This is a genomic window from uncultured Slackia sp. (assembly GCF_934630525.1).
GTDB lineage: Bacteria > Actinomycetota > Coriobacteriia > Coriobacteriales > Eggerthellaceae > Slackia.
In genome coordinates this window covers 1-26,423 of the sequence record NZ_CAKTVX010000010.1, presented here as the reverse complement: position 1 = coordinate 26,423, position 26,423 = coordinate 1, and the positions used below count along the sequence as shown (strand labels likewise).

Genomic DNA, 26,423 nt, shown 5'->3' with positions numbered 1-26,423 from the left:
GCCCCTATGACGCTCAACGATATCTATCATGCAATTGACCCCGTGGCGCTTTCTTTGGGGCCGCTGCAAATTCGTTGGTATGGACTGGCCTACGTCGCCGGCTTCATTTGTGCCTTTCTCGTTATCGCCAAACTTTCCCAACGTTGGAAGATCCGCATTAACGACGATGCCTTTTTCACGGTGGTCTTTTGCGTGATTTTCGGCGTGATTCTTGGCGGCCGTTTGGGCTATGTACTCGTATACGGCGATGGGTACTACCTGCAGCATCCCGAGAAAATTCTCGCGTTCAACGAGGGCGGCATGAGTTTCCACGGTGGACTCGTGGGCGTGATTATTGGCGGCTTTATTGCGGCGAAAATCACGAAGATCCCGTTTCTCACGTTGGCCGATATGGGCGTTGTCGGTGTGCCTATTGGCCTGTTCTTTGGTCGCTGCGCGAACTTCATCAACGGCGAGCTGTGGGGCGCTCCCACCGATGTGCCATGGGGCGTGGTGTTTGGGGGCGCCGCGGGCACGATGGCGCGCCATCCCTCGCAGCTGTATGAGGCGCTGCTCGAGGGCGTCGTGCTCTTCATTATCCTGTTTGCGCTCTCGCGTAAAACCCCGGCGCGTCCGCGCGGAACCTTCTTCGGAACGTTTTTGCTGCTCTATGGATTCTTCCGTTTTATGGTGGAGTTCATTCGCCAGCCCGATGCTCAAATTGGCTACCTTTTGGGAACCCATTGGTTCACTATGGGGCAAGCGCTTTCTATTCCGCTTATGGTTGCGGGCGTTGTTTTCCTTATATATGCGTGGAAAACGAAGAAACCCCAGATGGGCCTTCCTGATTCTGAGATAAGCCAGCCTTAGGGCGTATCCTGTTTTCGGTTGAGGCAAGGCACTCTAAAGCCACGACGTGAAACCAGGTTGGCAACGGTTTGCCCCGGCCATGCTCCAAGGATGCATAATGGAGGTGTTGAAGCTGCCTTTGCGGTAGCGCGACGCAGAATCCGTTCAAGGAAAAAGGGGGAGTCATGGACATCAAGCTGTACAAGTGCGCTCACTGCGGAAACATCGCGATTAAGGTCGTCGATTCCGGCGTACCCCTGGTGTGCTGCGGCGAGCCGATGGAGGAGCTCGTTGCGGGCGCTGTCGACGGCGCGTTCGAGAAGCACGTGCCGGCCGTCGAAATCGATGGGTCGACCGTCAAGGTTCAGGTGGGCGAAGTCGAGCACCCGATGATGGACGCCCATTACATTCAGCTCATTGTGCTCGTGACCGAAAAGGGGTATCAGATCGCGCCGCTCACGCCGGCCGATAAACCCATGGCGACGTTCGCGCTCGCCGAGGGAGATGCGCCCGTCAAAGTCTACGAGCATTGCAACCTCCATGGCCTTTGGGTGAAAGAGCTTTAACGCAGGCGGCGCCTTGCGGTTTTACGAGAAGAAAACGGACGAAAAAACGTTTCGTCGCAAGGCCCTTGGCGTCTTACGATACAATGGCGCAGACAAGAACATTCGATGTGAGGAGCTTACTATGGCTATCGATAAAGACCAAGTCAGCCGCGTGCTCGACCTTATTCGCCCGGCGCTTCAGGCCGATGGCGGCGACGTTCAGCTGGTCGACGTTGACGAAGAGGGCGTTGTCACCGTTCAGCTGCATGGCGCATGCAACGGTTGCCCCATGAGCCAGATGACGCTTGCCAATGGCGTTGAGCGCATTCTGAAAGAGCACATTCCGGGCATCACCAAGGTTGTGTCTGCTTAGTTTGGTTTCGCCGTTCTGTCGAACGGCGAAAGTCGCCGACGCTGCAAACGGCCCTGACGGTCGGCTTGACTTTCGATCGTCGCTCGCGTACCGAAACAGCAAACACGCACTGCCGACGCGGCGCTGGGTTCTAGCGATACGCTTCGGGTTCAAGCTGCGACTCGCGTATCGAAGGTGTGCGTCGCCTTGCTTTCGCATGAATCGCGCTCGTCTAAGCCTACGTATGCTGACTTTTGGTGTGAATGCAGGGTTTTTCTTTCGGAAGGTCACCGTATGGTGGCCTTCCGCTGTTTTTAGGGGCTTGTGGGCGTCTGCGCGGGCGGTATCTGGGAAAATGGCTGCAGAAGACGTGGCGGCGTGTGCCGCCGGCTTGAAGAAGGGGGTCGAAATGGCGTTGCATTGTTGGGAAACGCGCGGTTGCGACGAGGAAATGGCAAGCCGCTGCCCGCATAATATCCCGGGCGAGCGTTGCCCAGGTGACTGCAAATTCGCGGTGTGCGATCGTCCTACCCATGAAACCGCGTGGGGGCTCGATATGCTCGAAAACCCCGATGTCGACCGCGAAGTCGTGGTGAAGGAATTCTGCCTGACGTGCAAGTTCTTCATCGCGCATGGCCCAAAGGTCGGCTCTCCTGAATCAATCAAGGCGCGCGAGATCGTCGATGCGCGTCCCTATGCCGTGAAGCGAGGTTAATGTATGCCAAAAGTGGCGATCATCGGCGGTGGCGCAGCGGGCATGGCGTGCGCCATCGCGGCGGCTCGAGAAGGGGCTGAGGCCCATGTGTTCGAACGAGCCGATCGCGTCGGCAAGAAGCTGCTTGTGACGGGCAATGGCCGTTGCAACATGAGCAACGCCGACATCTTGAGCTCCGATTACAACGACCCCGAATTCGTGCAGGAAGCAATGAACGTGCTGCCGCCCGAATCGGTCATGGCTTTCTTCGAAGATTTGGGCGTGCTTGCGTTCGAAGAAGACGAAGGCCGCATTTACCCTTACAGCAACAAGGCCGCGACGGTTCTCGACATGCTGCGCTTGGGCATGAAGGAAGCTGGCGTCGTCGAGCATTGCGATCGCGAGGTTCGCGCGGTGGCGCCGCTTTCGCGCGGCGGCTGGGCGGTTGCTTTTGACGACGATGCCGTTGAAGGCTTTGACGCGGTTGTGTGCGCCGTAGGCGGCAATCCCTCGCGCGCGCTTTTGCCGAGCGATATCGCGTTCCATGCATGCACGCCTGTGCTCGCGGCGTTGAAAACCGATACGACGAACATCAAGGCGCTTTCCGGCATTCGCGTTCGCGCGCGCGTGTATCTCGATGAAGAGCCCGAAGATTTGCGCGACGCCTGGCTTGATGTGGTCGACCCCGAATTCGAGGCGAGCTATCAGGGCCCCGAAGAGCGCGGCGAAGTGCTGTTCCGCGATTGGGGCATTTCCGGCATTGCCGTGTTCGATATGTCTCGTTACGTTGAGCCTGGTCAAATGGTATTTCTTGATCTTTTGCCCGATATGGAGCCGCAAGACAAGGTCGATTTCATTTGGGACCAGTCCATGGCGCATCCGAGTCGTACCGCTGCCGAAGTGATGAGCGGCCTTTTGCCCTCTCGCGTGGCGCGCGCCGTGGTGGTTGCGGGCGGCTTGAATCCCGACGAGCCTATTATCGCCGAGCAGGAGGCTGTGGTTTTGGCCATGGTTTCCGAGTCGTTCGGCCTTTCCGTACGCGGCATTGCCGACCCCAAGCAGGCGCAGGTCACGCGCGGTGGATTCGCGACGGAATGCTTCGATGCGCATACCTTTGAGTGCCGCGAGCACGCTGGCCTTTTCGCGTGCGGCGAGGCACTCGATGTTGATGGTCGCTGCGGCGGCTACAACTTGCATTGGGCTTGGACGAGCGGCCTGCTCGCGGGCGCTTCCGCGGCCCATGTCGAAGATGCCCCTGAAGGTTCTTTCGAGGGGCTTTCGCTGAGCTCGGTCGAGGGTTTGGCGCAACGCGCGCGTCGCTCGTCGCTTTCGGGCCATGAAGGCGGTCGCGGCCAGCGCTCACATGGTCCGCGTTCGGGCGGCAAGCACGGCGATGGCGCTCGTGGCGGCGAGAAGAAGCGCGATGGAGCACCTCGCGGCCAGGCGAGCGGTCGGGGTGCCGATGCGCGCGACCAGCGCGGCAAGGGCCAAAGCGGCGGTCAGCGCGGCAAGGGCAGTCAGCGAAGCAATGCTGGAGCCTCCCGCCCCAATTGCGGCAACAACGGCGGAAAAGGGCCCAACGGACGCCCGAAGCTGAATCTAGGAAGGTAATCGATGCTCGAAGCAAGCAATGTGTATCTGCCGCTCGACGCGGCGCTTCCAAGCTGTGCCGGCATGGCGCAGGCGGAGCTTGCCCACGCATTGGGCATTCGCTATGCGGATATCACTTCGTGGAAGTTCTCGAAGCTTTCGGTCGATGCGCGTCGGAAAAACGATGTCCATTTCACGGCGTCGTTCGTTTTCGAAGTAGCCGATCCGGAAATCGAAGAAGCTCTGGCGGGCAAGCGAACGAAAACGAAAATCCAGGTCAAGCGCCATGTTCCCTATGAGGGTTATCGCGTTGGCGAATGGCTTGGGGGCGACGCTCGTCCCATCGTGGTGGGCATGGGCCCGGCGGGCTTGTTCGCGGCATGGTCCCTTGCGAAATCGGGCGCGGCGCCCATCGTGCTTGAGCGCGGCGAAGACGTCGATGCGCGCATGGCTTCCGTCGCCGCCTTCAAAGAAGGCGGCGCCCTGAACCCCGAATCGAACGTGCAATTTGGCGAGGGCGGCGCAGGCACATTTTCCGACGGCAAGCTCACCACGAACATCAAGAACCCTCGTTGCCGCGACGTGCTGCATATTTTCGCGCAGGCGGGTGCCCCTGAAGAAATCCTTTGGGAAGGCAAGCCGCACATCGGCACCGACAAGCTCGTGGATGTCGTGAAAACCATGCGCGAGCAGATTATCGCGTGGGGCGGCGAGGTGCGCTTCGGCGCGCGTTTTGAAGGCATGAAATTCGAGGGCGGACGCATCGTTGCTGTGCGAGGCTCTCAGCGCCAAGAAGACGGCACGCGCGAGAAATTCGTTCTGCCGGCACGTGATGTGGTTCTCGCGTGCGGCCATTCGGCGCGCGACGTGTTCGACCGCGTGCGCAATGCGGGCCTGCTCATGGAGCGCAAGCCGTTTGCGGTGGGCGTGCGAATCGAGCATCCCCAGAAGCTCATCGATAAGGCGCAATACGGCAATGCGGCGGGCCATCCGGCACTTGGCGCGGCCGACTACAAAATGGCGGTGCATTTGCGCAACGACCGCAGCGTGTACACGTTCTGCATGTGCCCGGGCGGCGAGGTTATGTGCTCGGCGTCGGAGCTGGGCGGCGTTGTGGTGAACGGCGCGAGCCGCCATGCCCGCAATGGGCGCAACGCGAATGCGGCGCTGCTCGTGAACGTCGAAGACCGCGACTTGCGTGGCGACGACGTGTTGGCGGGCGTGAAGCTTCAGCGTCGCATGGAAACGGCGGCATATCGCGCGGCCGGTGAAGGCTACAAAGCGCCGGCCCAGCGCGTGGGCGATTTCATGGCTTCGGCCGGGAAGTTCAACCGCGGCCAAAGCGAGCATCGCTCACGGCTCGAGGTCGAGCCTACGTATGCGCGCGGTGTTGAATGGGTTGATTTAAACCAGGTGTTGCCGCCGTTCGTGGCACGCTCGCTGCATGCGGCGATTCCCCTGTTCAATGGGCGCATTCGTGGCTTCAGCGACCCGAATGCCGTGCTTACGGGCGTCGAAACCCGCAGCTCGAGCCCCGTTCGCATCGTGCGCGACAAAGCGACGTGCCAGGCGCTGTTTTCGCAAACGACCGACTGCGGCCTGAAGATCGCCGATGAGTCGGCCGGGGTTGCGGCGGCTTCTCGCACGGCGGAAGGCGAGCCTATCGCGGGCGGCTTTTACCCGTGCGGCGAGGGAGCAGGCTATGCAGGCGGCATCATGAGCGCCGCGGTCGATGGCCTTCGCGTGGCGGAAGCGATTATCGCTTCATACGAATAAAGAAACGAAACGGACGGCTCGCAAGGGCCGTCCGTTCTCTTTCTGTGTCAAATCGTTCGCGTCTCCCCGCCCGCCCTGAGAGGCCTTTCAGGGGCACGCTCGGCTGGCCGTTTTACGCCATTTCGCGAAGCAGGTTCACCATTTCGATGGCACCCTGTGCGCATTCGGCGCCCTTGTTGCCTGCTTTCGTGCCGGCGCGCTCGATTGCCTGCTCGATCGTGTCGGTGGTAAGCACGCCGAACATCACGGGAATGTCAGCGCCGAGGGCGACGTTCGCCACGCCCTTGGAAACTTCGGAGCATACGAAGTCGTAGTGGCTCGTGGCTCCACGAATCACGGCGCCCAAGGTGATGACGGCGTCGTATTTGCCGCTTTCGGCCATACGCTTCGCTGCCAGCGGAATCTCGAAAGCGCCCGGAACCCATGCCAGGGCGATGTCCTCATCGGCAACGCCATGGCGCACGAGCGCATCCTGCGCGCCCGAGACGAGCTTCGAGACGATGAATTCGTTGAAGCGGGCGGCGACGATGCCGATTTTGATGTCTTCCGATACGACTTTTCCTTCATAGAGTTTCATGATGTGGTGCCTTTCTTTGTGGTTGCTTGCTTGCGAATTCTTCGGTAATTACACGGTGAGCAGGTGGCCCATGCGGTCGCGTTTCGTTTCCAGGTAATGTTTGTCGCATTCCGTGGGGGCGATTTCGATGGGCACGCGTTCGGCAATGGTGAGGCCGTAGCCCGAAAGCTGATAGAGCTTGTCGGGGTTGTTGGTGAGCAGTCGCATGCTCTTCACGCCGAGGTCGCGCAAGATTTGGGCGCCGATGTAGTACTCGCGCGCATCGGCCGGGAATCCAAGCGCGAGGTTCGCGTCGAGCGTGTCCATGCCCTGGTCTTGCAGCTCGTAGGCGCGCAGCTTATTCAGAAGGCCAATGCCGCGGCCTTCCTGGCGCATGTACAAAACCACGCCGCGTCCTTCTTGTTCGATCTGACGCATGCTTGCGGCGAGCTGCTCGCCGCAGTCGCAGCGCAGCGACCCGAACGCATCGCCCGTGAGGCATTCCGAATGCACGCGTACGAGCACGTTTTCCCCGTCGCCGATATCGCCCTTCACAAGCGCCACATGGTGTTCGCCGTTGAGCGTGTTGCGGAAGCCGTGCGCGACGAACGTGCCGTATGCGGTCGGCATTTTGGCCGCCGCGACGGGTTCGACCAGGTGGTCGTGCGTTTTGCGGTATTCCTGCAGGTCTTTGATCGTGATGAACGCCAAGCCCCATTCTTTGGCCTTCTCGGCGAGCTCGCTTGCGCGCATCATGGTGCCGTCGTCGCGCATGATTTCGCAGCACAGGCCGCACTGCTCAAGGCCGGCGAGGCGGCACAAATCGACGGTCGCTTCGGTGTGCCCATTGCGCTCGAGCACGCCGCCCGCTTTGGCGAGCAGGGGGAACATGTGCCCCGGGCGGCGGAAATCTTGCGGTTGGGCGTCGGGGTCGACGCACTTCATGGCCGTGACCGATCGCTCGGCAGCAGAAATGCCCGTGGTCGTGTCAACGTGGTCGATCGATACGGTGAAAGCCGTTTCGTGGTTGTCGGTGTTGCGGGCGACCATCTGCGGCAGCGCGAGCTTGGCGATGTACTCGTCGTTCATGGGCATGCAGATGAGGCCCTTGGCGTGGGTCGCCATGAAGTTGATGTTCTCGGTGGTGGCGAATTGCGCCGCGCAAATGAGGTCGCCTTCGTTTTCGCGTTCGGGGTCGTCGGTGCACATGATGAGTCGGCCGGCGCGCAACTCATCGAGCGCGTGTTCGATGGTGGAGTATTCGATCATGAGGGGTTCCTTTCGGTATGCCGAGGCGGCGTGGTGCGGTTTAGAAGAAGCCGTTGCTTGCAAGGAAGTCGGCGGTGAGCGTCGATTGCGCCTTGTCTGCGCGATTGGTCGCGTGCGATTTGTCGACGGGACTTGCTCGACCCGGGGAAAGAAGCTTTTCGACGTATTTGCCGATGATGTCGCATTCCAAATTCACGATGTCGCCTGCCCGTTTGCGTCCAAACGCGGTTACGTCGGCGGTGTGGGGAATCATCGAAATCGAGAAGCCATTTTCGGAAACGCGTGCCACGGTGAGGCTGACGCCGTCAATGGCGATGGAGCCCTTCTCAACGACGTAGCGGGTGATGGCCTCGGGCGCCTCGATGTCGTACCACACGGCAACGTCGTCGCGCCGCGTGGAGGCGATGCGTCCCGTGCCATCGATGTGGCCCGACACGATGTGTCCGCCGAAGCGGCCATTGGCTGGCATGGCGCGCTCGAGGTTCACGGCACTGCCGGCGCTCAGCGCTCCGAGCGACGATCGCTGCAGCGTTTCGTGCATCACGTCGGCGCAAAAGCCCGCATCGTCCACGCGCGTCGCGGTGAGGCATACGCCATTGGTAGCGATGCTGTCGCCGATGCGCACGCCTTGCATAATCGCCGGCGCTTCGATGGAAAGCACCGAGCTTGCCGCGCCGCGTTTGATGGAACGCACGCGGCCCACGGTTTCGACTAGTCCTGTGAACATGCGTCCTCCTTCGGCTCAGCGTTTGCGATTTCGCCATCATGTGCGGCTGCCGCATGCTCTGGCACGGCGTCTTCGGCGGCTACGACGTCTCCTTCGATAAGCATGTCGTCGCCAAGGCGTTCGATGGTGGTTGCGGAAAGCGTCCATGCCTGGTCGGGCACATCGACTCCCGTGCCACCAAGCGGAGAGGGTGCGCCGGTGCCTGCGAAAATCTTTGGCGCGATGAACGCCTGCACGTGGTTGACGATGCCGGCCTCGAGGGCGCATGCGGCGAGCGTGGCGCCTCCCTCGATGAAGACGCTGTCGATGCCGCGCTTTCCAAGGGCCGCCATGAGCTGCGGCAAATCGATGCGTCCGTCGCGCTCAGGGGTGCGCACAATTTCGCAACCTGCCCCTTCGAGCTTTGAGGCGCGATCGTCTGATGCGTCGGGAGCGCATGCGATAATCGTCGGCACGTCGTGGGCGGATTGGGCTATCGCGGAAGTTATGGGCGTGCGAAGGCGCGAGTCGCATATAACGCGCAGGGGATTTCGTCCGCCTTCGATTCGGCAGGTGAGTTGCGGATCGTCGGCGAGCACGGTGCCGATGCCGACCATGATGGCGGCGTGCCTCAGGCGCTCGGCATGCACACGCTCTCGTGCGGTGGGGCCGGTAATCCAGCGTGATGCGCCGGTTCTCGTGGCGATTTTGCCATCGAGCGTCATGGCATATTTCAGCGTGACATAGGGCGTGCGGTGCGTGATGAAATGGAAGAAGATGGGGTTGAGAGCATCGCATTCCGCTTGCGCGACGCCCTCGTCGACCGTGATGCCGGCTGCGCGAAGTTGCTCGCAGCCTCGTCCCGCGACAAGCGGATTGGGGTCGGCCGATCCCACGACGACGCGTGCGATGTCCGCTTCGATGACGGCTTCGGTGCACGGAGGCTGCTTGCCGGTGTGGCAGCATGGCTCGAGGGTTACGTAGAGGGTTGCGCCTTCGGGCGAGGTGTTGCGGGCTTGGCAGTTGGCAAGAGCGGCGCGTTCCGCATGAAGATCGCCGCAGCGTGCGTGCCAGCCTTCCGCGATGATTTCGCCATCGCGCACGAGCACGGCGCCTACGAGTGGGTTGGGATTCGCGAATCCCGTGCCGCGGCGCGCGAGCTCAATGGCTCGGCGCATGTATTCGATATCGGCTTCGCTGTGTGCCACGACTGCCTCCTGCTTATGCCTCGTATCAGGGCGTTTGCAGAAGGAAGGGGCTTGCGGTTTGCGATTTCCGACGTGCGGGCGCTGATGCGCATGATGCCGAAATCGACGGCCGATCAACTCGCGTGGGTTTGGAGCGGATGGGCGATGGATGCCCGGTGACGCTCGGCTCTCACGAGTCCAAACTCCCGAAATCCCGCCAATGCAAAAAGCCCTGAAACGCGAACGTTTCAGGGCTCGTAAATGCACTGGTGCGCGGCATGCTGCCGCGTGGTGCAATCTTCTTTCATCCAGACTGTACTGTCGGCTTCGGAGTTTCACCGAATCAACCTTGCGGTTCGTGGGCTGTAACCACCGGTGGGGAATTTCACCCCGCCCTGAAGATTGGTATTTCGTTGGCAGGGACTATACCGCTGCGCTTTTTGCGGTGTCAATAAGAAATCCGAAAAAGTTTGCGAGAGACTTTGAGCTTCGAACCTGCTCAATGCTCGTAGCGTTTAACGGGTTGGCGTCTGGCGGTGCGTTTTCGGCGAACTTCGGCGCGCCTGCGCCAATGCCGTTACAATGGTTCGCGAGCATTGAACGATTGGTTGCGCGTTGAATACGCGCCCTAAGAAGAAGTAACGCACCCTCGACAAGGAGGTTCGTATGCCCGAACAGAAATGGACGCCGAGCCAGGCGCTGCTCGATGCGCTTTGCGAGATTGTTGGTGTCGAAAATGTGAGCGTCGGCGAGCCCATGGCCGCGCACGTCACGTTTCGCATTGGCGGTCCTGCGGCCGTTATGGTGTCGCCTCAGTCGCTCGAACAGGTCGCCGAGGCGGTTCGCGCATGCGCTGCAGCCGAAGCCCCGATGCGCGTCATTGGCTTGGGAAGCGATTTGCTTATTGCCGATGGGGGTCTCGTGTGTGTCGTGATGCGTTTGGCGGAAAACCTGAATGCGGTTCGCGTCGAAGGCAATCGTGTGATTGCTCAGGCGGGTGCCACCAATCTGTCGGTTGCCGAAGCTGCGTGCGCGGCGGGCCTTGCTGGCTACGAATTCGCCGAGGGCATTCCGGGAACCATTGGCGGCGCCGCCATCATGAATGCAGGCGCCTATGTGGGCGATTTCTCTACGGCGGCCGTGTCGTTGAAGTGCGTCTCGCCTGAAGGCGAAATCGTTGAAGTAACGCGTGACCAGGCGCAATGGGGCTACCGTCATTCTATGATGGCCGATGCGGGCTATGTTGTAGTTGAAGCCACGCTCGAGCTTTCGCCCGATGCACAAGTCGAAATTCAGGCGCGCATGGACGATTTCCACGCGCGTCGCGTAGAAAAGCAGCCGCTTGAAATGCCGAGCGCCGGCTCGACCTTCAAGCGCCCCGAGGGCTATTTCGCAGGCAAACTCATTCAAGATGCCGGCTTGCGTGGCTATAAGGTCGGCGGTGCGCAGGTGTCGGAAAAGCACACAGGCTTCGTGGTTAATGCCGGGGGTGCCACCGCTGCTGACGTGCGCCAGCTCATTGCCGATGTGCAAGCGCGCGTGAAAGAAGAATTCGGCGTTGAGCTTGAACCTGAAGTGAAAATGTGGGGCTTTTAATGCATTGAGCCCCCTTGCGAGAAAGGCGCCGTTCGTTTGCTGCGAGCGGCGCCTTTCTGTTTCTGTGGCTTTGAATTGGCTTTGCTTAGGCTTTGCGGCCCTTCCTGCGCGATTCGATTGCTTTCACAATGCAAACGGCGAGGCGTCCGCATGCGATGCCGAGCAGCGCGCCGAAAATGACGTCGGTGGGGTTGTGCACGGCCAAATACAGGCGCGAGAACGCGATTGCCGCAGCTGCTGCCATCGCAATGGGCTTCAGCCAACGATGCGCGAGTGGTGCGAGACATATCACGGTTGCGGCCGCGAATGACGATGACGTATGGCCCGATGGGCACGAGAAACTGCCGGGCAGCGATATGAGCGACGTCGTGAGTACGGGGTCGACCAGGAAAGGCCTCGGGCGTTCTATGACGTTTTTCAGCCCTATGTCGCCAATGACGAATGCGAGCGCAATCGCTACGAAAATGGCGATGCCGAACGTTCGGTGCTTATTTAAGGCGATCATTATTGCGCCGACGATCGCCCATAAAGCGCCAAATTCGCCGAGCGTGGTAAAGCCGACCATGAATGTGTCCAAGGTGGGGCTTGCTGCCCCCTGAATGGCGTGCAGAATGGACAAATCTGCGTTCTGTATTGTTTCAATCATCATGGTTCCAAGCATACGCGAGATGCTTGGAAGAAACTTTGCGACGATTTGACAAACAGGCAACGCCTGCAACGAAAACGCGAGGTTTTCACAGGTGGGGCAGGCGAGCAGTGAGGTGGGCGGATGCATGGGGCGCAACGGGCCCGCCCCATGCATCAACGAAGGCCTACAGGTCCAACGTTTCGATGACTTCTTTCATCGTTTTCGCCGATTCATGCAGCTGGGCGAGCTCTTGCGCGTTGAACGGTGCGGGCACTTTGTACTCGACGCCGCCGCGACCCACGATGGCGGGCATGGAAAGCACCACGTCGTCCAGCCCGTATTCGCCATTCTGGTAATTCGATACGGGAATGATGGTCTTCTCATCGCGCGCAATGGCCTCGCAAATGCGCTTTACCGTCATGGCGATGCCGTAATACGTCGCGTGCTTCTTCTCAATGATTTCGTATGCGGAGTTTTTCACGTCTTCTGCGATGCGCTTCATGGCCGCTTCGTGGTCATAGTGGCCGCGAAGCTCGCAGAAATCGTGAATCGGAATGCCCGAGATGTTCGCGGTCGACCATACGGCGACCTCGGAATCGCCGTGCTCGCCCACGATGCGCGCATGCACGTTGCGCGGGTCGACGCTCAGGTGCTCGCCGAGGATGTACTTGAAGCGCGCCGAGTCGAGCACGGTGCCGCTGCCGAGAACGCGGGTTGCCGGCATGCCCGAAAGCTTTAGCGTGACGTACGTCAGAATATCGACCGGGTTGCTGACTACCAAAATGATGCCCTGATAATTGCGCTCGCTAATCTGGGGAATAATCGTCTTGAAAATAGCGACGTTCTTTTGGACCAGGTCAAGACGCGTTTCGCCGGGCTTTTGATTCGCGCCGGCGGTAATCACGATAATCGCGGCGTCGTCGATGTCGTTGTAATCGCCCGCGTAGATTTTGCAGGGGTGGGCGAACGGCATGCCGTGGCTAATGTCGAGCGCCTCGCCTTCGGCGCGGTTTCGGTCGACATCGACGAGCACGATTTCGCTGAACAGGCCGCCCTGCATGAGCGCGAATGCGCTCGACGAGCCCACGAATCCGCATCCGATAATGGCAACTTTGCGATCATTGATTGGTTTGGACATGCGCAACCCTTTCTGTCCTGCGTGGTGCGAAGCGTTTCGGGCAATTATATGCGTGTGCGGTTGTTTATCGCCGGCGAACGGCGCAAATGTGGAGACACCATGATGCGGTCTTTCCCATATCCCGCAATTATGCGGGGTGGGAGGGCTTGCGTGGCTGAAGGGGGGGGTGGTCCGAGTGCAGCGCGAGCTGTCATTGTCCTGCTTCGTAAAGCTGCTGGATTCAGCTTCGCAATTTGGGGATTTTCCGACCCTCTTCACAAACCGCAAGTCACCCTTGCGTTACTCGATTGTCGTGCGTGAAGATACCCTACGTTAACGAAAAGCAGGAGATGTTGAACGTGGGCGAAAACGGCAAGGCGAGCATGACGCTCGATGCGCTCGAGGTGGGCGCGTGCGCGATAATCGATGAGGTCAATGGGTCGGGCGAGCTGCGGCGCCATTTGCTCGATATGGGCCTAACGCCTGGCGTCGGCGTGCGATTGCGCAAAGTGGCGCCTATGGGCGACCCTCTGCAAGTTGAGTTGCGCGGCTACGAACTCACTCTGCGCGTTTCCGATGCCCAGCAGGTGGCGATAACGCCTGTCGATGAGCTCCCCGCGCCTTCGTATGGCGCCGCGCCCATCGCGCCGGTGGTTGCCGCTGGGCATCCGGGCATTGGCGAGGCGGGCGCTGCGGGCGACGAGGGCGTTCGCAATGTGGGCGCGCCCATCGCGAAGGGCCAGCCCATAACGTTCGCCTTGGCCGGCAATCAGAACTGCGGCAAAACCACGCTCTTCAACCAGCTCACAGGCGCGAACCAGCATGTGGGCAATTTCCCGGGCGTGACGGTCGACAAAAAAGAAGGCCAGCTGCGTCGCCATCCCGAGGCGACCGTGGTCGACCTTCCGGGCGTATATTCGCTGTCGCCGTATTCGAATGAGGAAGTCGTTACGCGTGATTTCCTTATCGACGATGCACCTACCGCCATTATCAATATCGTCGACGCGACCAACATCGAGCGAAACCTCTACCTTACGCTGCAGCTCATGGAGCTCAATATTCCCATGGTGCTTGCGCTGAACATGATGGACGAACTTCGCGCCAACGGCGGATCGGTGCGCATCAACGAGCTCGAGGCCGCGCTTGGCATTCCCGTGGTACCCGTTTCCGCGGTAAAGAACGAAGGCATCGACGAACTCGTCGATCATGCGATGCACGTTGCGCTGAATCGAGAGGTGCCCAAGCGCGTCGATTTCTGCCCGGCCGATACGGCTGAAGGCGATCCGCTTGGTGAGGTGCACCGTTGCATTCACGCGCTCATGCACGTGCTTGAGCCGGCGGCGCGCAAGGCCGGGCTGCCGCTTCGATTCGCCGCGACGAAAATGGTTGAGGGCGACTCGCTTATCGAGCGCTCGCTTGCGCTGCCCGCGGCGGAAAATGCCGCGTTGAATCAGCTCGTAGACGCGCTCGAACGCGAAGGCGGGCTCGATCGCGAGGCCGCGATGGCCAATATGCGGTTCTCGTTCATCGAGCGACTGTGCGCTACCACGGTAGTGCGCCCGCATGAAAGCCGCGAACATAAGCGCTCGGTCGCCGCGGACCGCATTCTTACAGGGCGATTCACGGCCATTCCGTGCTTCATTTTGATTATGGCGTTCGTGTTCCTTATGACATTCAGCTGGCTCGGCGCGTTTTTATCCGATTGGCTCCAACAGGGCATCGATGTGGCGATTGCCGCGATCGGCGACGCGCTTGCGGCGGCCGAGGTGGCGCCCATGTTGTGCTCGCTCGTAACCGATGGCGTGTGCGGCGGCGTGGGCGCCGTTATTGGCTTTCTGCCGACGATCGTCACGCTGTTTTTCTTCCTGTCGATTTTGGAAGACTCGGGCTATATGGCTCGCGTGGCGTTCGTGATGGACAAGCCGCTGCGCCGCCTGGGCCTTTCGGGGCGCAGCTTTGTGCCGATGCTCATGGGCTTTGGCTGCTCGGTTCCGGCCATTATGTCGGCGCGCACCCTCTCGAGCGAGCGCGACCGCAAAATGACGATTCTTCTTGTGCCGTTTATGAGCTGTTCGGCGAAGCTGCCGATTTACGGCTTCATCGCGGCCGCGTTGTTCGAGCCCGCTGCGCGCGGCTGGGTGGTGCTGTCGTTGTACCTGCTTGGCATGGTGGTGGGCGTGCTGTATGCGCTCGCGCTGAAGCGGCTGAAATTCCACGGCGAGCCCGTGCCGTTCGTGATGGAGCTGCCGAACTATCGTCTTCCGAGCGCGAAGAGCGTGGCGCGCCTTGTGTGGGATAAGGCGAAGGGATTCATTCAGAAGGCGTTCACGGTTGTGTTCATCGCGACGCTCGTCGTGTGGTTCCTGCAAACGTTCGACGCAAGCCTGTCTGTGGCGGAATCGCCCGATTCCAGCTTGCTTGCGGCTATCGGCGGCGTACTCGCGCCCCTGTTCGCGCCGTTGGGTTTTGGCGATTGGCGCGCATCGACGGCTTTGCTCACGGGCTTTATGGCGAAAGAGAGCGTCGTGTCTACGCTTACGGTGCTGCTTGGCGGCGATGTGAGCTTGTTGCCCACGATTTTCACGCCTGCGACGGCATATGCGTTCCTCGTGTTCACGTTGTTGTACACGCCGTGCGTTGCGGCTATCGCGACGGTGAAAAAAGAAACGAACGGTCGCACGGCGGCGAAGCTCGTTGTCGCTCAATGCGCCGTCGCGTGGGTGGTTGCGTTCTGCATCCACGCTGGCTGCCTGGCGTTTGGAATCGTGTAACGCGGATCTGGGGCGGTTCGGGTGCCGGGCGGGGCGACCTTCGGGGCCACGGTCGGCTACCGTTCGCCTTCGGCTCACTATGCGCCGCTCTGGCGGTGCTTCATTTTGGAATGAAGAGCAAGAATGAACACCGACGACCCCGAAGACCGCCCCGCCCGGCACCCGAACCGCGATGATGAAGCGGACGGCCTCGGCGGCATGGCCCGCAAAGGTCGTCCGAGTTCAAACTTGCTTTTCATATAAAAGCTGAACGAGGCCAGGCGAGCGCATAGTGAGCGAAGCGAACGGTAGCGAGCCGTGGCCTTTGCGGGCCATGCCGCCGAGGCCGTCCTCGGAGGGAAGCAAGAAAGCGCCGCTGGAACCATCCGGCGGCGCTTTCTGCATTAAATCGTGTCCAAGGCTTGTGCGACGTCGGCGATCAAGTCGTCGGTCGCTTCAAGGCCGCAGCTCAAACGCACCATATCGGGGCTGATGCCGCACGCCTCGAGCTCGGCATCGTTCATTTGGCGATGCGTGGCATTGGCGGGGTGCAGGCAGCACGTGCGCGCATCGGCTACATGCGTGGCAATTTGCGCGAGCTTCAGGCTCTTCATGAACTGCTCGGCTGCTGCGCGTCCGCCGGTGAAGCCGAAGCTCACCACGCCGCAGGTGCCATTCGGCATGTATTTTTTCGCCAGGTCGTAGTACTTGTCGCCTTCGAGGCCCGGGTAGCTTACGAAGCGAATCTTCGGGTGGCTCTTCAGGAATTCCGCCATGGCCAGGCCGTTCTTGCAATGCTGAGGCATGCGCACATGCAGGCTTTCCAGCGAACTGTTCAGGAAGAACGCCGCTTGCGGGTTCTGCATGGGGCCCAGGTCGCGCATCAGTTGAGCGGTGGCCTTCGTGATGAATGCGCCCTCGAGGCCGAATTTTTCCGCATACGTTACGCCGTGATAGCTTTCGTCGGGCGTGGTGAGGCCAGGGAATTTATCGGCATGCGCCATCCAGTCGAATTTGCCGGCGTCAACAATTGCGCCGCCAAGATAGGCTGCGTGGCCGTCCATGTATTTGGTGGTGGAGTGCGTCACGATGTCGGCGCCCCATTCGATGGGACGGCAATTCACAGGCGTGGGGAAGGTATTGTCGATCATGAGCGGCACGCCATGCGCATGCGCGGCGTTTGCGAATCGCTCGATATCGAGTACGGCGAGCGCGGGGTTGGCGATCGTTTCGCCGAACACGAGCTTGGTGTTGGGCTGGAAGGCCGCCTCGAGCTCCTCGTCGGTGCAGTCAGGGGCAACGAACGTGCAGCTCAGACCCATGCGGCCCATGGTATGGGCAAGCAGGTTATACGTGCCGCCGTAAATGGCCGAGCTCGCCACCACGTGGTCGCCCATGCCGGCGACATTGAAGATGGCCAAGAAGTTTGCCGCCATGCCAGAGCTTGTGAGCATGGCTGCCGCGCCACCTTCCATTTCGGCGATTTTTGCGGCAACGAGGTCGCATGTGGGGTTTTGCAGGCGGCTGTAGAAATAGCCCGACTCTTCTAGGTCGAAGAGTTTGCCCATGTGCTCTGAGGTGTCATATTTCCAGGTGGTCGACTGGTAAATGGGGATCTGGCGCGGTTCGGCGTCGCCGGGATGGTAACCGCCTTGCACGCATGTAGTACCGAGTTCGGTCATAGCGTTGCCTCCTTCAGGTGTGCCGCCCTTCGACGGCGCATTGTATGGTGCGAAAAAGTATAAACCCCAATACGCTTAGGTATTAAGTGTTTCTATCGGGTGACGAAAGAACGCATGAATCGCTTGGAAACCTGTGCGGACGTTGTCGGACCTGCGGCATCGCGAGTTCGTATGGGGCTTCTGTGGCAGCGACCGCCTTCCCTCTTTTATTTCTTGCCTATATGGTCGCTGCCGTTGCTATTTTCTTGCTCGTGATGCCGCTCTGCCTTATTTCCCTGGTTAACATAGCGCTACAATGACAGGCGGTTTAACGAGCGGCTCGTCCGCTTCCCTATATATGTTAGGAGCATGCCATGCCCATTCGAATTCCCGATGCCCTGCCAGCGACTTCTATTCTGGAGGGGGAGAATATCTTCGTCATGACGGAGCATCGTGCGATGCACCAGGATATTCGTCCGCTGCGTGTGCTGCTGCTCAACCTCATGCCCACCAAAATCGTCACTGAAACGCAGATCATGCGTAAACTGTCGAACACCCCGCTGCAAATTGAGGTCGACCTGCTTCGCATTGCGAGCCATAAGTCAAAAAATGTCTCAGCCGATCACCTTGAGACGTTTTATCGCACGTTTGACCAGGTGCGCGACCTTCGCTACGACGGCATGATCATTACAGGAGCCCCCGTTGAGACCCTCGACTTCGAGAGCGTTGACTACTGGCCCGAGCTCGTTGAAATCATGGACTGGAGCCTTACCAATGTTCACAGCGTGCTCCATGTGTGTTGGGGCGCGCAGGCTGCGCTGTACCATCACTACGGCGTGCCCAAGCACAATCTTTCCGAGAAGTGCTTTGGCGTTTTCGAAAATCGCCTGATCAAGCCTTCGTCTCCTCTGGTGCGCGGTTTTAACGATGTTTCCATGATGCCGCACTCGCGCAACTCCGAAACGCGCTATGAGGATATCGTCGCCAACCAGAAGCTCGAGGTTATCTCTTATTCCGACGAATGCGGCGTCTCGATTGCCAAGAGTACTGATTCCAAGCACTTCTTTGTGTTCGGCCACCCCGAATACGATCGCGATACCCTCAAGCTTGAGTACGATCGCGACGTTGCCAAGGGTATCGATATCAAGGTTCCGAAGAACTACTACCCCAACGACGACCCCTCGCAAGATCCCATTGTGAGTTGGCGTGCTGAGGGCCAGCTTATTTACACGAATTGGCTGAACTACTATGTGTATCAGACTACGCCTTACGACTTGGGCACGTTGTAACGTTTGGGACGGCCGGGGGCTGGAGTGCCTTCGGCCGCTTTGCGTAAACGAAGCCCGCGAAAAGTGACAAAAGTTGCGAATCCGGGGGCATCGTCTACCTCGTTGGCCGACTGGGGACCCATAAAAGCAATGTATCTATGGCATTTTAGAGCCGTGGGAGCCAATTTTGGGTATTCCAAAGGGCCTATAGGGCCGAAATCGATGCCAGAGTGCTATTTGGCGCCCCCGGATTCGCAACTTTTGTCACTTTTTGGCTCATTCGTTTACGCTGATGCGATTGAAGGGTTGTTTGATGGTTGTTGAAACTGAAATTCCGGTGCGCTATGCCGAAACCGATGCCATGGGCGTGGTGTATCACGCGAATTACCTGCTGTATTTCGAGGTTGCTCGCACCGACTTTCTTGAGAAAATCGGGTATCCCTATGCGCGCATTGAGTCTGAAGGGCTCATGTCTCCTGTGGTTGACGTACATTTGAAGTATGGATCGCCGCTTCGCTACGGCGACACAGCTCTCGTTCGCACGAAAGTGACGAAAGTGACTCCCGTTAAAACCACGTATACCTGTGAGGTTTATCGCAAAGGGCAAGACGTTGAGCACGAAAAGCCCTGCGTGGTCGGGGAAACGGTGCTTACGCTCGTTGATAAGCAAACGTTCAAGCCGGTGAGCCAAAAACGTGAGCTTCCAAGTTTGTATGAAATGTATCAACAGGTGCTTGAGCCTTCGGAATAGTCAAAAACAATCGGCCCTACGGGGCCGATTTTGTTTTATTCTCTACCGAGGACATTCGATATGGAATAAGGGGCCGGTCGTCGCCTTGAGCGGCGAAGGCCTTTCCTCGAAGCTGCTGTCGCCTGTGTGGTGGCAAGCTTCTCGATTTTGGAAGAGGCGAACATGAGGGATCATTCCAGCCATATTGAGCTTACGCGCGAAGAGGCCGTACGCCGAATGCTTGAGACAAGCGGGTTTGCAGACGTTGTGGGCAATCCAGGTGAGTCGCCTTTGCGTGTCGAGCGAATTGCGGTTGCCGATGCGGCGGGCCGCGTGCTCGCGCGCGATGTCGAGGCGCAGTTCGACGCTCCGAACGCCCTTACCTGTGCGCTTGATTCCATTGCGGTACGATACGACGATTTCGAGGACGGGAAAATACCCGATACGTCCGCTTGGACGCGTGGCGTGAACTGGGATTTCGCTAATACGGGAGTCGCTATGCCCGAGGGGTTTGATACGGCGATTGTCATTGAGCACGTAAAGGTGTCTCCTGATGAACAGCATGTTGAAATTAATGCGGTGCCCTCGAAGCGTTTCGCGGGCACCCGCCCCGTGGGGTCGCGCATGCATGCGGGCGATATTTTGGCCCATGCCGGCGAGCAAATCACGCCCGAGGTGGCAGCTCGCATTGCGGGTGGCAACGTCGTGAGTGTGCCCGTTCTTGCGAAACCGCGCGTGGCGTTTATCCCTACGGGCGACGAGCTTCAAATTCCTGGCAGCGCATTTGTCGCACGGGGCAAAAACATCGAGACGAATTCCCTTGTTGTAAAAATGAAAACCGAAGCATGGGGCGGCGAATTCGTGCCGATGCAGGTTGTGTCCGATAGCCCCTCGGCTATCGAGGCTGCGATTCGCGAAGCGTGCGCCGTGGCCGATATCGTCGTGCTCAACGCGGGCTCGTCGAAAGGGTCGGGCGACTGGGCGTGCGAGGTTATGGAGAGCATCGGTACGATGATATGCCACCAAACCAACCATGGCCCTGGACACCATAGCTCCTACGCCATGGTCGATGGCGTGCCTATCGTAGGCATATCGGGTCCGTCAGCGGGCGCAGCCGTTACGCTCGGCTTCTATTTGCGGCCGCTTATTCGCGCGGCGCTTTCGCTCAATCCGGCCCCCATCGTCGTGAAGGCGACGCTTGTAGAAGAAATGCCCGCCCCTCGCCGCGGCGGCGCTGCTGATATTCAATCTGAGAAAGAAAAGAAGCCTGCCGGGGAAGACCGTCCCCTGGAGGCCACGGGTCCGACCGACGTGTTCTTCGGGCTCAAGCCCATGAGCTTGTTTGTTTCTGCCGAGGGTCGAATGGAAGTGCGCCCAGTGCATGGCCATTGGGGCACGCCTGCGGCAAATGCCGCGAATGCCCTGTTCATGATGCCGTCGGGAGGCGGAGCGGCGCCTGTGCAGGTTGGCGATCTTCTTGAGGTTGAGATCATCGGTCCAGTGTATTAGCTCGTCTGCGTGCTATCATCGACGGGTTACACGAAAAGAAAGGACCCATCGGTGGCGTTTCTTATGGGGTGCGAAGGCGCCCATCTCGAATTTCCCGCAAAGCTTGTGCTCGACGATGTAACGCTCGGCGTGCATGAAGGCGATCGCATCGGCATTGTCGGAAAGAACGGCGACGGAAAATCGACGCTGCTTGGCGTGCTCGCCGGGCAAATCGAGCTTGAGGGCGGGCTTGTGCGCCGCACGCGCGGGCTCACCGTCGGCGTGCTCGGTCAAACCGATTCGCTTTCCGACGACGCCACCGTGGGCTATTCGGTGGTGGGCGACGCGCCCGAGTACGAATGGGCGAGCGACCCCCGCATTCGCGAGATTATCTCTGAGCTCATCGCTGATATCGATTGGAACGCGAAGGTCGGAACGCTTTCGGGCGGACAACGCCGAAGGGTCGATCTTGCGCGCCTGCTTATCGGCGATTACGACGTCATCATGATGGATGAGCCCACCAACCACTTGGACATTCGCGCCATTGCGTGGCTTGCGCGGCATCTCAATAGCCGCTGGCAGCGTAATTCCGGTGCGCTTTTGTGCGTCACGCACGATCGCTGGTTCCTCGACGAGGTATGCACGGGCATGTGGGAGGTGCACGATGGCGAAGTCGAGCCGTTCGAGGGTGGCTATTCCGCCTATGTGCTGCAGCGCGTTGAGCGCGAGCGCATCGAGCGTGTGACCGAGGAGCGCCGCCAAAACCTCATGCGCAAAGAGCTTGCGTGGCTTTCGCGCGGTGCCCGAGCCCGTTCAACCAAGCCGAAATTTCACGTGGCGCTTGCCGAGGAGCTTATCGCTGGCGAGCCTCCTGTGCGCAATACTCTCGAGTTGCGCGCTATGGCCATGCAGCGTTTGGGCAAGCAGGTGGTTGAATTCACGAACGTCACCGAGAAATTCGGCGACAAAACGGTGCTCGACCATATCGACTGGCACGTGGGGCCGGGCGACCGCTACGGCATTCTGGGCGAAAACGGCGCCGGCAAAACCACGCTGCTTTCGGTGCTCGACGGCTCGTTGCGTCCGAGCTCGGGCTTTGTGAAAATCGGCAAAACCGTGAAGCTCGCTGTGCTCTCCCAGCGCCTTGATGAACTGAACGAGCTGGGAAAATATCGCGTGACCGAGGTACTCTCGCGCCACAAGAGCCGCATTGTAGTCGATGGAAAGGAAACCACGCCCGCCAAGCTGCTCGAACGCCTCGGCTTTTCGTCGAAGCACTTGTATACGCGTATCGATGATTTGTCGGGCGGTCAAAAGCGCCGTTTGCAGCTGTTGCTCATTCTTCTGGAAGAACCTAATGTGCTCATTCTCGACGAGCCGGGCAACGACCTTGACACCGATATGCTTGCCGTATTGGAGGATTTGCTCGATACATGGGCGGGCACGCTTGTCATGGTGACGCACGATCGCTATTTGATGGAGCGCGTGACCGACGACCAGTTCGCGCTGATCGACGGCCACTTGCGCCATTGCCCGCGCGGCGTGGACGAATACCTCGAGCTTCTCGATGAGCGCGATGCTGTGCGCTCGGGCGGTCGCTCGTTTGCCGAAATTGCTGGTCAGGTTAGCAAAGAAGCGCCTGCGACTGCGACGGGTGCCGATGAGGCCCCGAAATATTCGAACCAGGAGCTTCGCGAGATGAAGAAGCGCCTGGCGAGCATCAACCGCAAAATGGGTACCGCGGGCGATAAGGTGAAGGCGAAAGAGGCCGAGATGGCTGCCGCCGACCCGACCGACTTTGTGCGCCTAGGCGAACTGCAGGCCGAACTCAATGACTTGAAGGCGAAAAAAGAAGCTATGGAAGACGAGTGGCTTGAGCTCGCCGAAGCGCTGGGCGTGGAGTAGGCGAAAACGCGATAAGGACAGGCCTCTGCCGTGCCGGCTGATGGGGCATTTCTGCAAAATGGGATTATGGGGCGGGCCGGCTTCATGTTCTGCGAGATTGGCTCGAAAGGGGTTTCGCTCAAGGCCGGTTTTTTTAAAGCATCGCGTCGATGGGGTCGCCGACTTCGACCCGTTCTTGGCCTCGGCACAGCTCCGTGATTTTGTCGAGCAGGGGTTGCTGGGTGCCGTCGAGCATGCGCAGCTTGAGCGTGACCGCTTCGGCATATTGCGTATCGAGCACTTTTGCGCCGCAGTCAGAGGCGATGCGGGACATTTGATCGTAGAGCGGGTATTCGATGCGCACGGAAATATCGACGCAGCTCGACACCACGACTTTCGTTGCGGCTTCGATGCCCGCCTGCGTGGCGCCCGTGTAGGCGCGCACAAGCCCGCCCGTGCCCAGGAGCACGCCGCCGAAATAGCGAGTGACCACGCAAATCACATCGGTGAGCCCCGCATGTTGCAGCGCTTCAAGCGTTGGCATGCCGGCGGTTTTCTGTGGCTCGCCGTCGTCTGAGTAGCGCACACGGCCAGCTGCGCCTGCGCCACCCTCGCGCAGCACGTAAGCGTACACATTGTGGCGCGCCATGCGGTTGGCGACGCGAATTTCGTCAAGGAATGCGAGTGCTTCTTCTTCAGTCTCGACATGTGCGAGGCTTGCGATGAAGCGGCTCTTCTTCTCTTCGATTTCTGCGACGGCGCGTCCGTCAATGGTGGTGTAAGAATTCATGCCTGCAACTATACCATGGTGGAGCGGCCCTTGCCGTTTTTGCCAGGGAAAGTCGTGGTACCATAGCAAAGTTCGAGATAGGGTCGCGATGCTTCCAGCGCGCGACTCGCTGATAAATCGTTTTTATTAATCGTGAATAGAAAGGGCCCATTATGGCCAACGAAGGAAGCTACGAAGCGGCATCGAAGCGCAGCGACGAAATTGCCGCAGACCTCGAGGTCCACCCCGAGAAATACACCATGCTCACGGGCGACCGCCCCACGGGCCGCCTGCATTTGGGCCACTATTTCGGCACGCTGAAAGGCCGTGTCGAGCTGCAGGAAAAAGGCTGCCGCACCAATGTGCTCATTGCCGACTACCAGGTTATTACCGACCGCGACACTACCGAGCATATTCAAGACAACGTGTACAACATGGTTATGGATTACTTGGCGTGCGGCCTCGATCCGAACAAGACCATGATTTACTGCCACTCTGCAGTGCCGGCGTGCAACCAGCTCATGCTGCCTTTCCTCTCGCTTGTGAGCGAGGCCGAGCTGCAGCGCAACCCCACGGTGAAGGCCGAGATGGAGGCGTCGGGCCACGAGCTCACGGGCCTTCTGCTCACCTATCCCGTCCATCAGGCATGCGACATTCTGTTCTGCAAGGGCAATGTGGTGCCGGTCGGTCGCGACCAGCTGCCCCACATCGAGCTCACGCGCACCATTGCCCGTCGCTTCAACAACCGCTACGGCAAGGTGTTCCCCGAGGTCGACGCACTGCTCTCTGACGTGCCGCTGCTTCCAGGCCTCGACGGTCGCAAGATGTCGAAGAGCTACGGCAATGCCATTTCCATTTCCATGACGGCCGAAGAAACCGCCAAGCGCATCAAGAAGAGCCAGACCGACTCCGAGCGCATGATTACGTTCGACCCCGAGAATCGTCCTGGCGTGTCGGGCCTGCTTTCTACGGCGGCGATTTGCACCGGTCGCGATGCTGCGGAAATCGCCGAGGAAATCGGCATGGGTGGTTCGGGCCAGCTGAAGAAATACACGACTGAGGCCGTGAATAACTACTTTGAGCCCATTCGCGAGCGCCGTCACCAGTTCGAGGCCGATCTCGATTACGTGAAAGACGTGCTGCATGAGGGCAATCGTCGTGCAAACGAAGTCGCCGAGAAAACGCTTGGTGAAGTGCAAGAAGCCATGGGCATGGTGTACTAGGCGAAAAAGCCCCGCGTTCGCGGCGAAAACGATTGCGAAGCAAGAAAGGAGCCGATTGGCTCCTTTCTTTTTGGGTTGTGGGCGCCATCCGCGCAGCGCGCGTGAATGCGGGCGACGCCGTTTGGCAGAAGCCGCATGTCTTGCTCGATTCGTTGTTTGACGCTTGTCATTCCGCGTTGTTGCGCAGGCGCTACCTGCATGCTGTGCGCCTTATGCGCTTGTAGCGCGGGTGAGAGGGGCGGCGAGCAAGCTTTTGCTTTACAGCGTATCGGTATCGAGCCAAATGGTGAATGGGCCGTCGTTGACGAGCTCGACTTGCATCATCGCGCCGAACGATCCCGTTTCCACATGGCCCAAATCGCGCGCGACGAGGCTTACGAAATACTCGTAAAGGCGATTCGCCTCGTCGGGAGCGCCTGCGTCGGTAAACGACGGGCGATTGCCGCGCTTGCAGTTCGCGTAGAGCGTGAATTGGCTCACTACGAGCACTTCGCCGCGCACGTCCGCGAGGCTCAGGTTGGTCTTGCCATTCTCGTCTTCGAAAATGCGCATTTTCGAGATCTTGCTCCACAGCTTGTCGGCCTGCGCCTCGGCGTCTTCGTGCCCGACGCCGAGCAAAATCAAGAATCCGTCGTTGATGGTGCCAATCGTTTCGTCTTCGACCGTCACGCTTGCGTGCGTGACGCGCTGCACCAAAGCCCTCATGTCATGCTCCTATCGCGGAAAGCTCGCCACGCGCCCGCGCGGCGGCGATGGTTCGTATATGGTGGTGCAATAATACGGCATCGTGCCGCCGCGTGCGGCCTTGCGGGCGCGCGGGCACGGCAATGGCAGAACTGCCGTTGCGGGGGCGAAGGTAAGTGCGTTGCGGCTTCCATGGCGGCGGGGCCGATTTGTTTGGATGAAAAGCAGCGCGATTAGAAAGAAGATACGGTGGCACTAACCACGATTTTGCTCGACAACGATGGCACGCTTGTCGATACCTACACCATGATTCTCGAAAGCTTCAAGCATGCCACGCAAGAAGTGCTGGGAAAGCAGTTTTCCGAAGCGGAATATATGGCGAAGGTTGGCCAGCCGCTCGCGACGCAGATGCTCGACTTCGCGCGCAACAGCGAAGAGCAGCAGCGCTTGCTGAAGGCGTATCGATCCCATAACGAAGCAACGCACGACCAGCTCATAAGGGCTTTCCCAGGAGTTGTCGACGAATTGGCGGCTCTTCGCGCGGAGGGCTTCGAGATGGGCGTGGTGACCTCGAAAATGCATGCACTCGCATGGCGCGGGCTTCAGGTGGTTGGGGCGGCTCCCTATCTTGGGTGCCTCATCGGCGCCGACGATTGCGCGAAACACAAGCCCGATCCGGCGCCGATTCTGCTGGGCTGCGAGCGCATGGGCGCGCAGCCCGAGGAATGCGTGTATGTGGGCGATTCTCCGTTTGACATCGCGGCGGGCAATGCTGCCGGCTGTAAGACCATTGCGGTTACATGGGGCATGTTCTGCGAGGAAGAACTCGCGGTCGAGAATCCGACGGCGATCATCCATGAGGTAGCCGAATTGGCGGCGGCGATTCGGGCGCTTTCGAATTAAGCGAAATTTTCTTGAACATACGCCTCGCTTTGTTATAATAGCCAAGCTGAACGGTCGACGGGACGTGGCGCAGTTTGGTAGCGCGCCTGCTTTGGGAGCAGGATGTCGCAGGTTCGAATCCTGTCGTCCCGACCATACGCGGGTGTGGTTCAATGGTAGAACTGAAGCCTTCCAAGCTTCTAACGCGGGTTCGATTCCCGTCACCCGCTCCATTAAAAC

At 59.5% G+C, this 26,423-nt stretch carries 23 protein-coding genes, 2 tRNA genes and 1 riboswitch; of the genes, 16 read left to right on the top strand and 9 right to left on the bottom strand.

Annotated elements, in window-relative coordinates; all coding sequences use genetic code 11:
* The first annotated feature begins 6 nt into the window (after positions 1-6).
* The 6 genes from lgt (at position 7) to Q0D41_RS08205 (ending at position 5,785) form a co-directional block, all read left to right on the top strand.
* Positions 7-849 carry a prolipoprotein diacylglyceryl transferase gene (lgt, locus tag Q0D41_RS08230; RefSeq protein WP_294377742.1) on the top strand — a complete coding sequence of 281 codons (843 nt, stop codon included), beginning with the start codon at positions 7-9 and terminating at the stop codon, positions 847-849.
* Positions 850-1,013: 164 nt separating this feature from the next.
* Positions 1,014-1,394 (top strand): desulfoferrodoxin family protein, encoded by a 381-nt coding sequence (locus Q0D41_RS08225; RefSeq protein WP_294377741.1) that lies wholly within the window; start codon positions 1,014-1,016, stop codon positions 1,392-1,394.
* 121 nt (positions 1,395-1,515) lie between these two features.
* Positions 1,516-1,746 carry a NifU family protein gene (locus Q0D41_RS08220; protein ID WP_114615131.1) on the top strand — a complete coding sequence of 77 codons (231 nt, stop codon included), beginning with the start codon at positions 1,516-1,518 and terminating at the stop codon, positions 1,744-1,746.
* A gap of 334 nt (positions 1,747-2,080) precedes the next feature.
* Positions 2,081-2,440 (top strand): hypothetical protein, encoded by a 360-nt coding sequence (locus Q0D41_RS08215; RefSeq protein WP_294377739.1) that lies wholly within the window; start codon positions 2,081-2,083, stop codon positions 2,438-2,440.
* Positions 2,441-2,443: 3 nt separating this feature from the next.
* Positions 2,444-4,030 carry an aminoacetone oxidase family FAD-binding enzyme gene (locus tag Q0D41_RS08210; protein WP_294377736.1) on the top strand — a complete coding sequence of 529 codons (1,587 nt, stop codon included), beginning with the start codon at positions 2,444-2,446 and terminating at the stop codon, positions 4,028-4,030.
* A gap of 3 nt (positions 4,031-4,033) precedes the next feature.
* The gene (locus tag Q0D41_RS08205) at positions 4,034-5,785 is read left to right on the top strand and encodes an NAD(P)/FAD-dependent oxidoreductase (RefSeq protein ID WP_294377731.1); all 1,752 of its coding nucleotides are present in this window, start codon (positions 4,034-4,036) and stop codon (positions 5,783-5,785) included.
* A gap of 112 nt (positions 5,786-5,897) precedes the next feature.
* Here Q0D41_RS08205 and ribE read toward each other — a convergent pair whose 3' ends face one another.
* The 4 genes from ribE to ribD are packed head-to-tail and all read right to left on the bottom strand — an operon-like array spanning position 5,898 to position 9,524.
* Complete coding sequence (ribE, locus tag Q0D41_RS08200) at positions 5,898-6,362, bottom strand: 6,7-dimethyl-8-ribityllumazine synthase (protein WP_114615129.1); 465 nt, start codon at positions 6,360-6,362, stop codon at positions 5,898-5,900.
* 48 nt (positions 6,363-6,410) lie between these two features.
* The gene (locus Q0D41_RS08195) at positions 6,411-7,610 is read right to left on the bottom strand and encodes a bifunctional 3,4-dihydroxy-2-butanone-4-phosphate synthase/GTP cyclohydrolase II (protein ID WP_294377727.1); all 1,200 of its coding nucleotides are present in this window, start codon (positions 7,608-7,610) and stop codon (positions 6,411-6,413) included.
* A gap of 40 nt (positions 7,611-7,650) precedes the next feature.
* A complete protein-coding gene (locus Q0D41_RS08190) occupies positions 7,651-8,337 on the bottom strand; it encodes a riboflavin synthase (protein ID WP_294377724.1) in 687 nt (228 codons plus the stop codon).
* Positions 8,322-9,524 carry a bifunctional diaminohydroxyphosphoribosylaminopyrimidine deaminase/5-amino-6-(5-phosphoribosylamino)uracil reductase RibD gene (gene ribD, locus Q0D41_RS08185; protein ID WP_294377721.1) on the bottom strand — a complete coding sequence of 401 codons (1,203 nt, stop codon included), beginning with the start codon at positions 9,522-9,524 and terminating at the stop codon, positions 8,322-8,324. The genes Q0D41_RS08190 and ribD overlap by 16 nt, the downstream gene beginning before the upstream one ends.
* Before the next feature lie 271 nt (positions 9,525-9,795).
* Positions 9,796-9,910: riboswitch (FMN riboswitch) on the bottom strand.
* Between the two features lie 259 nt (positions 9,911-10,169).
* Here ribD and murB point away from each other — a divergent pair.
* Positions 10,170-11,099 carry a UDP-N-acetylmuramate dehydrogenase gene (gene murB / locus Q0D41_RS08180; protein WP_294377718.1) on the top strand — a complete coding sequence of 310 codons (930 nt, stop codon included), beginning with the start codon at positions 10,170-10,172 and terminating at the stop codon, positions 11,097-11,099.
* A gap of 85 nt (positions 11,100-11,184) precedes the next feature.
* On the opposite strand, the gene Q0D41_RS08175 is transcribed toward murB, so the two are convergent.
* Entirely contained in the window at positions 11,185-11,676 is a 492-nt protein-coding gene (locus Q0D41_RS08175; RefSeq protein WP_294377716.1) for a phosphatase PAP2 family protein, read from the bottom strand.
* A gap of 235 nt (positions 11,677-11,911) precedes the next feature.
* Complete coding sequence (locus Q0D41_RS08170; protein WP_123218945.1) at positions 11,912-12,865, bottom strand: L-lactate dehydrogenase; 954 nt, start codon at positions 12,863-12,865, stop codon at positions 11,912-11,914.
* A gap of 329 nt (positions 12,866-13,194) precedes the next feature.
* Between Q0D41_RS08170 and feoB the strand changes: the two genes are divergently transcribed.
* Positions 13,195-15,615, top strand: a complete 2,421-nt coding sequence (feoB, locus tag Q0D41_RS08165) for a ferrous iron transport protein B (RefSeq protein ID WP_294377713.1) — start codon at positions 13,195-13,197, stop codon at positions 15,613-15,615.
* Positions 15,616-15,998: 383 nt separating this feature from the next.
* Here the strand turns inward: feoB and Q0D41_RS08160 are convergent, their stop codons facing one another.
* Complete coding sequence (locus tag Q0D41_RS08160) at positions 15,999-17,276, bottom strand: O-acetylhomoserine aminocarboxypropyltransferase/cysteine synthase family protein (RefSeq protein WP_294377710.1); 1,278 nt, start codon at positions 17,274-17,276, stop codon at positions 15,999-16,001.
* Between the two features lie 353 nt (positions 17,277-17,629).
* Here Q0D41_RS08160 and metA point away from each other — a divergent pair, with 353 nt between their 5' ends.
* The 4 genes from metA to Q0D41_RS08140 all read left to right on the top strand — a co-directional run bounded on the left by metA (position 17,630) and on the right by Q0D41_RS08140 (position 22,646).
* Positions 17,630-18,544, top strand: coding sequence for a homoserine O-succinyltransferase (gene metA, locus Q0D41_RS08155; RefSeq protein WP_114615123.1), 915 nt, complete (start codon positions 17,630-17,632; stop codon positions 18,542-18,544).
* Positions 18,545-18,836: 292 nt separating this feature from the next.
* On the top strand, positions 18,837-19,274 hold the full coding sequence (locus Q0D41_RS08150; protein WP_114615122.1) for a thioesterase family protein: 438 nt from the start codon (positions 18,837-18,839) through the stop codon (positions 19,272-19,274).
* Positions 19,275-19,436: 162 nt separating this feature from the next.
* On the top strand, positions 19,437-20,762 hold the full coding sequence (locus Q0D41_RS08145) for a molybdopterin-binding protein (protein WP_294377705.1): 1,326 nt from the start codon (positions 19,437-19,439) through the stop codon (positions 20,760-20,762).
* Between the two features lie 51 nt (positions 20,763-20,813).
* Positions 20,814-22,646 carry an ABC-F family ATP-binding cassette domain-containing protein gene (locus tag Q0D41_RS08140; protein ID WP_294377703.1) on the top strand — a complete coding sequence of 611 codons (1,833 nt, stop codon included), beginning with the start codon at positions 20,814-20,816 and terminating at the stop codon, positions 22,644-22,646.
* A 133-nt stretch (positions 22,647-22,779) separates the two neighbouring features.
* Here Q0D41_RS08140 and Q0D41_RS08135 read toward each other — a convergent pair whose 3' ends face one another.
* Positions 22,780-23,415, bottom strand: a complete 636-nt coding sequence (locus Q0D41_RS08135) for a YigZ family protein (protein ID WP_294377700.1) — start codon at positions 23,413-23,415, stop codon at positions 22,780-22,782.
* 152 nt (positions 23,416-23,567) lie between these two features.
* On the opposite strand from Q0D41_RS08135, the gene trpS reads away from it, so the two are divergent.
* Positions 23,568-24,617, top strand: a complete 1,050-nt coding sequence (gene trpS / locus Q0D41_RS08130) for a tryptophan--tRNA ligase (protein WP_123218939.1) — start codon at positions 23,568-23,570, stop codon at positions 24,615-24,617.
* Positions 24,618-24,875: 258 nt separating this feature from the next.
* Here trpS and dtd read toward each other — a convergent pair whose 3' ends face one another.
* The gene (gene dtd, locus Q0D41_RS08125; protein ID WP_294377696.1) at positions 24,876-25,322 is read right to left on the bottom strand and encodes a D-aminoacyl-tRNA deacylase; all 447 of its coding nucleotides are present in this window, start codon (positions 25,320-25,322) and stop codon (positions 24,876-24,878) included.
* Between the two features lie 228 nt (positions 25,323-25,550).
* On the opposite strand from dtd, the gene Q0D41_RS08120 reads away from it, so the two are divergent.
* From Q0D41_RS08120 to Q0D41_RS08110, 3 genes are all read left to right on the top strand, one after another.
* Entirely contained in the window at positions 25,551-26,204 is a 654-nt protein-coding gene (locus Q0D41_RS08120; protein WP_294377693.1) for an HAD family hydrolase, read from the top strand.
* Positions 26,205-26,262: 58 nt separating this feature from the next.
* Positions 26,263-26,339, top strand: a tRNA-Pro gene (locus Q0D41_RS08115).
* Positions 26,340-26,342: 3 nt separating this feature from the next.
* Positions 26,343-26,416, top strand: a tRNA-Gly gene (locus tag Q0D41_RS08110).
* Positions 26,417-26,423 lie beyond the last annotated feature (7 nt).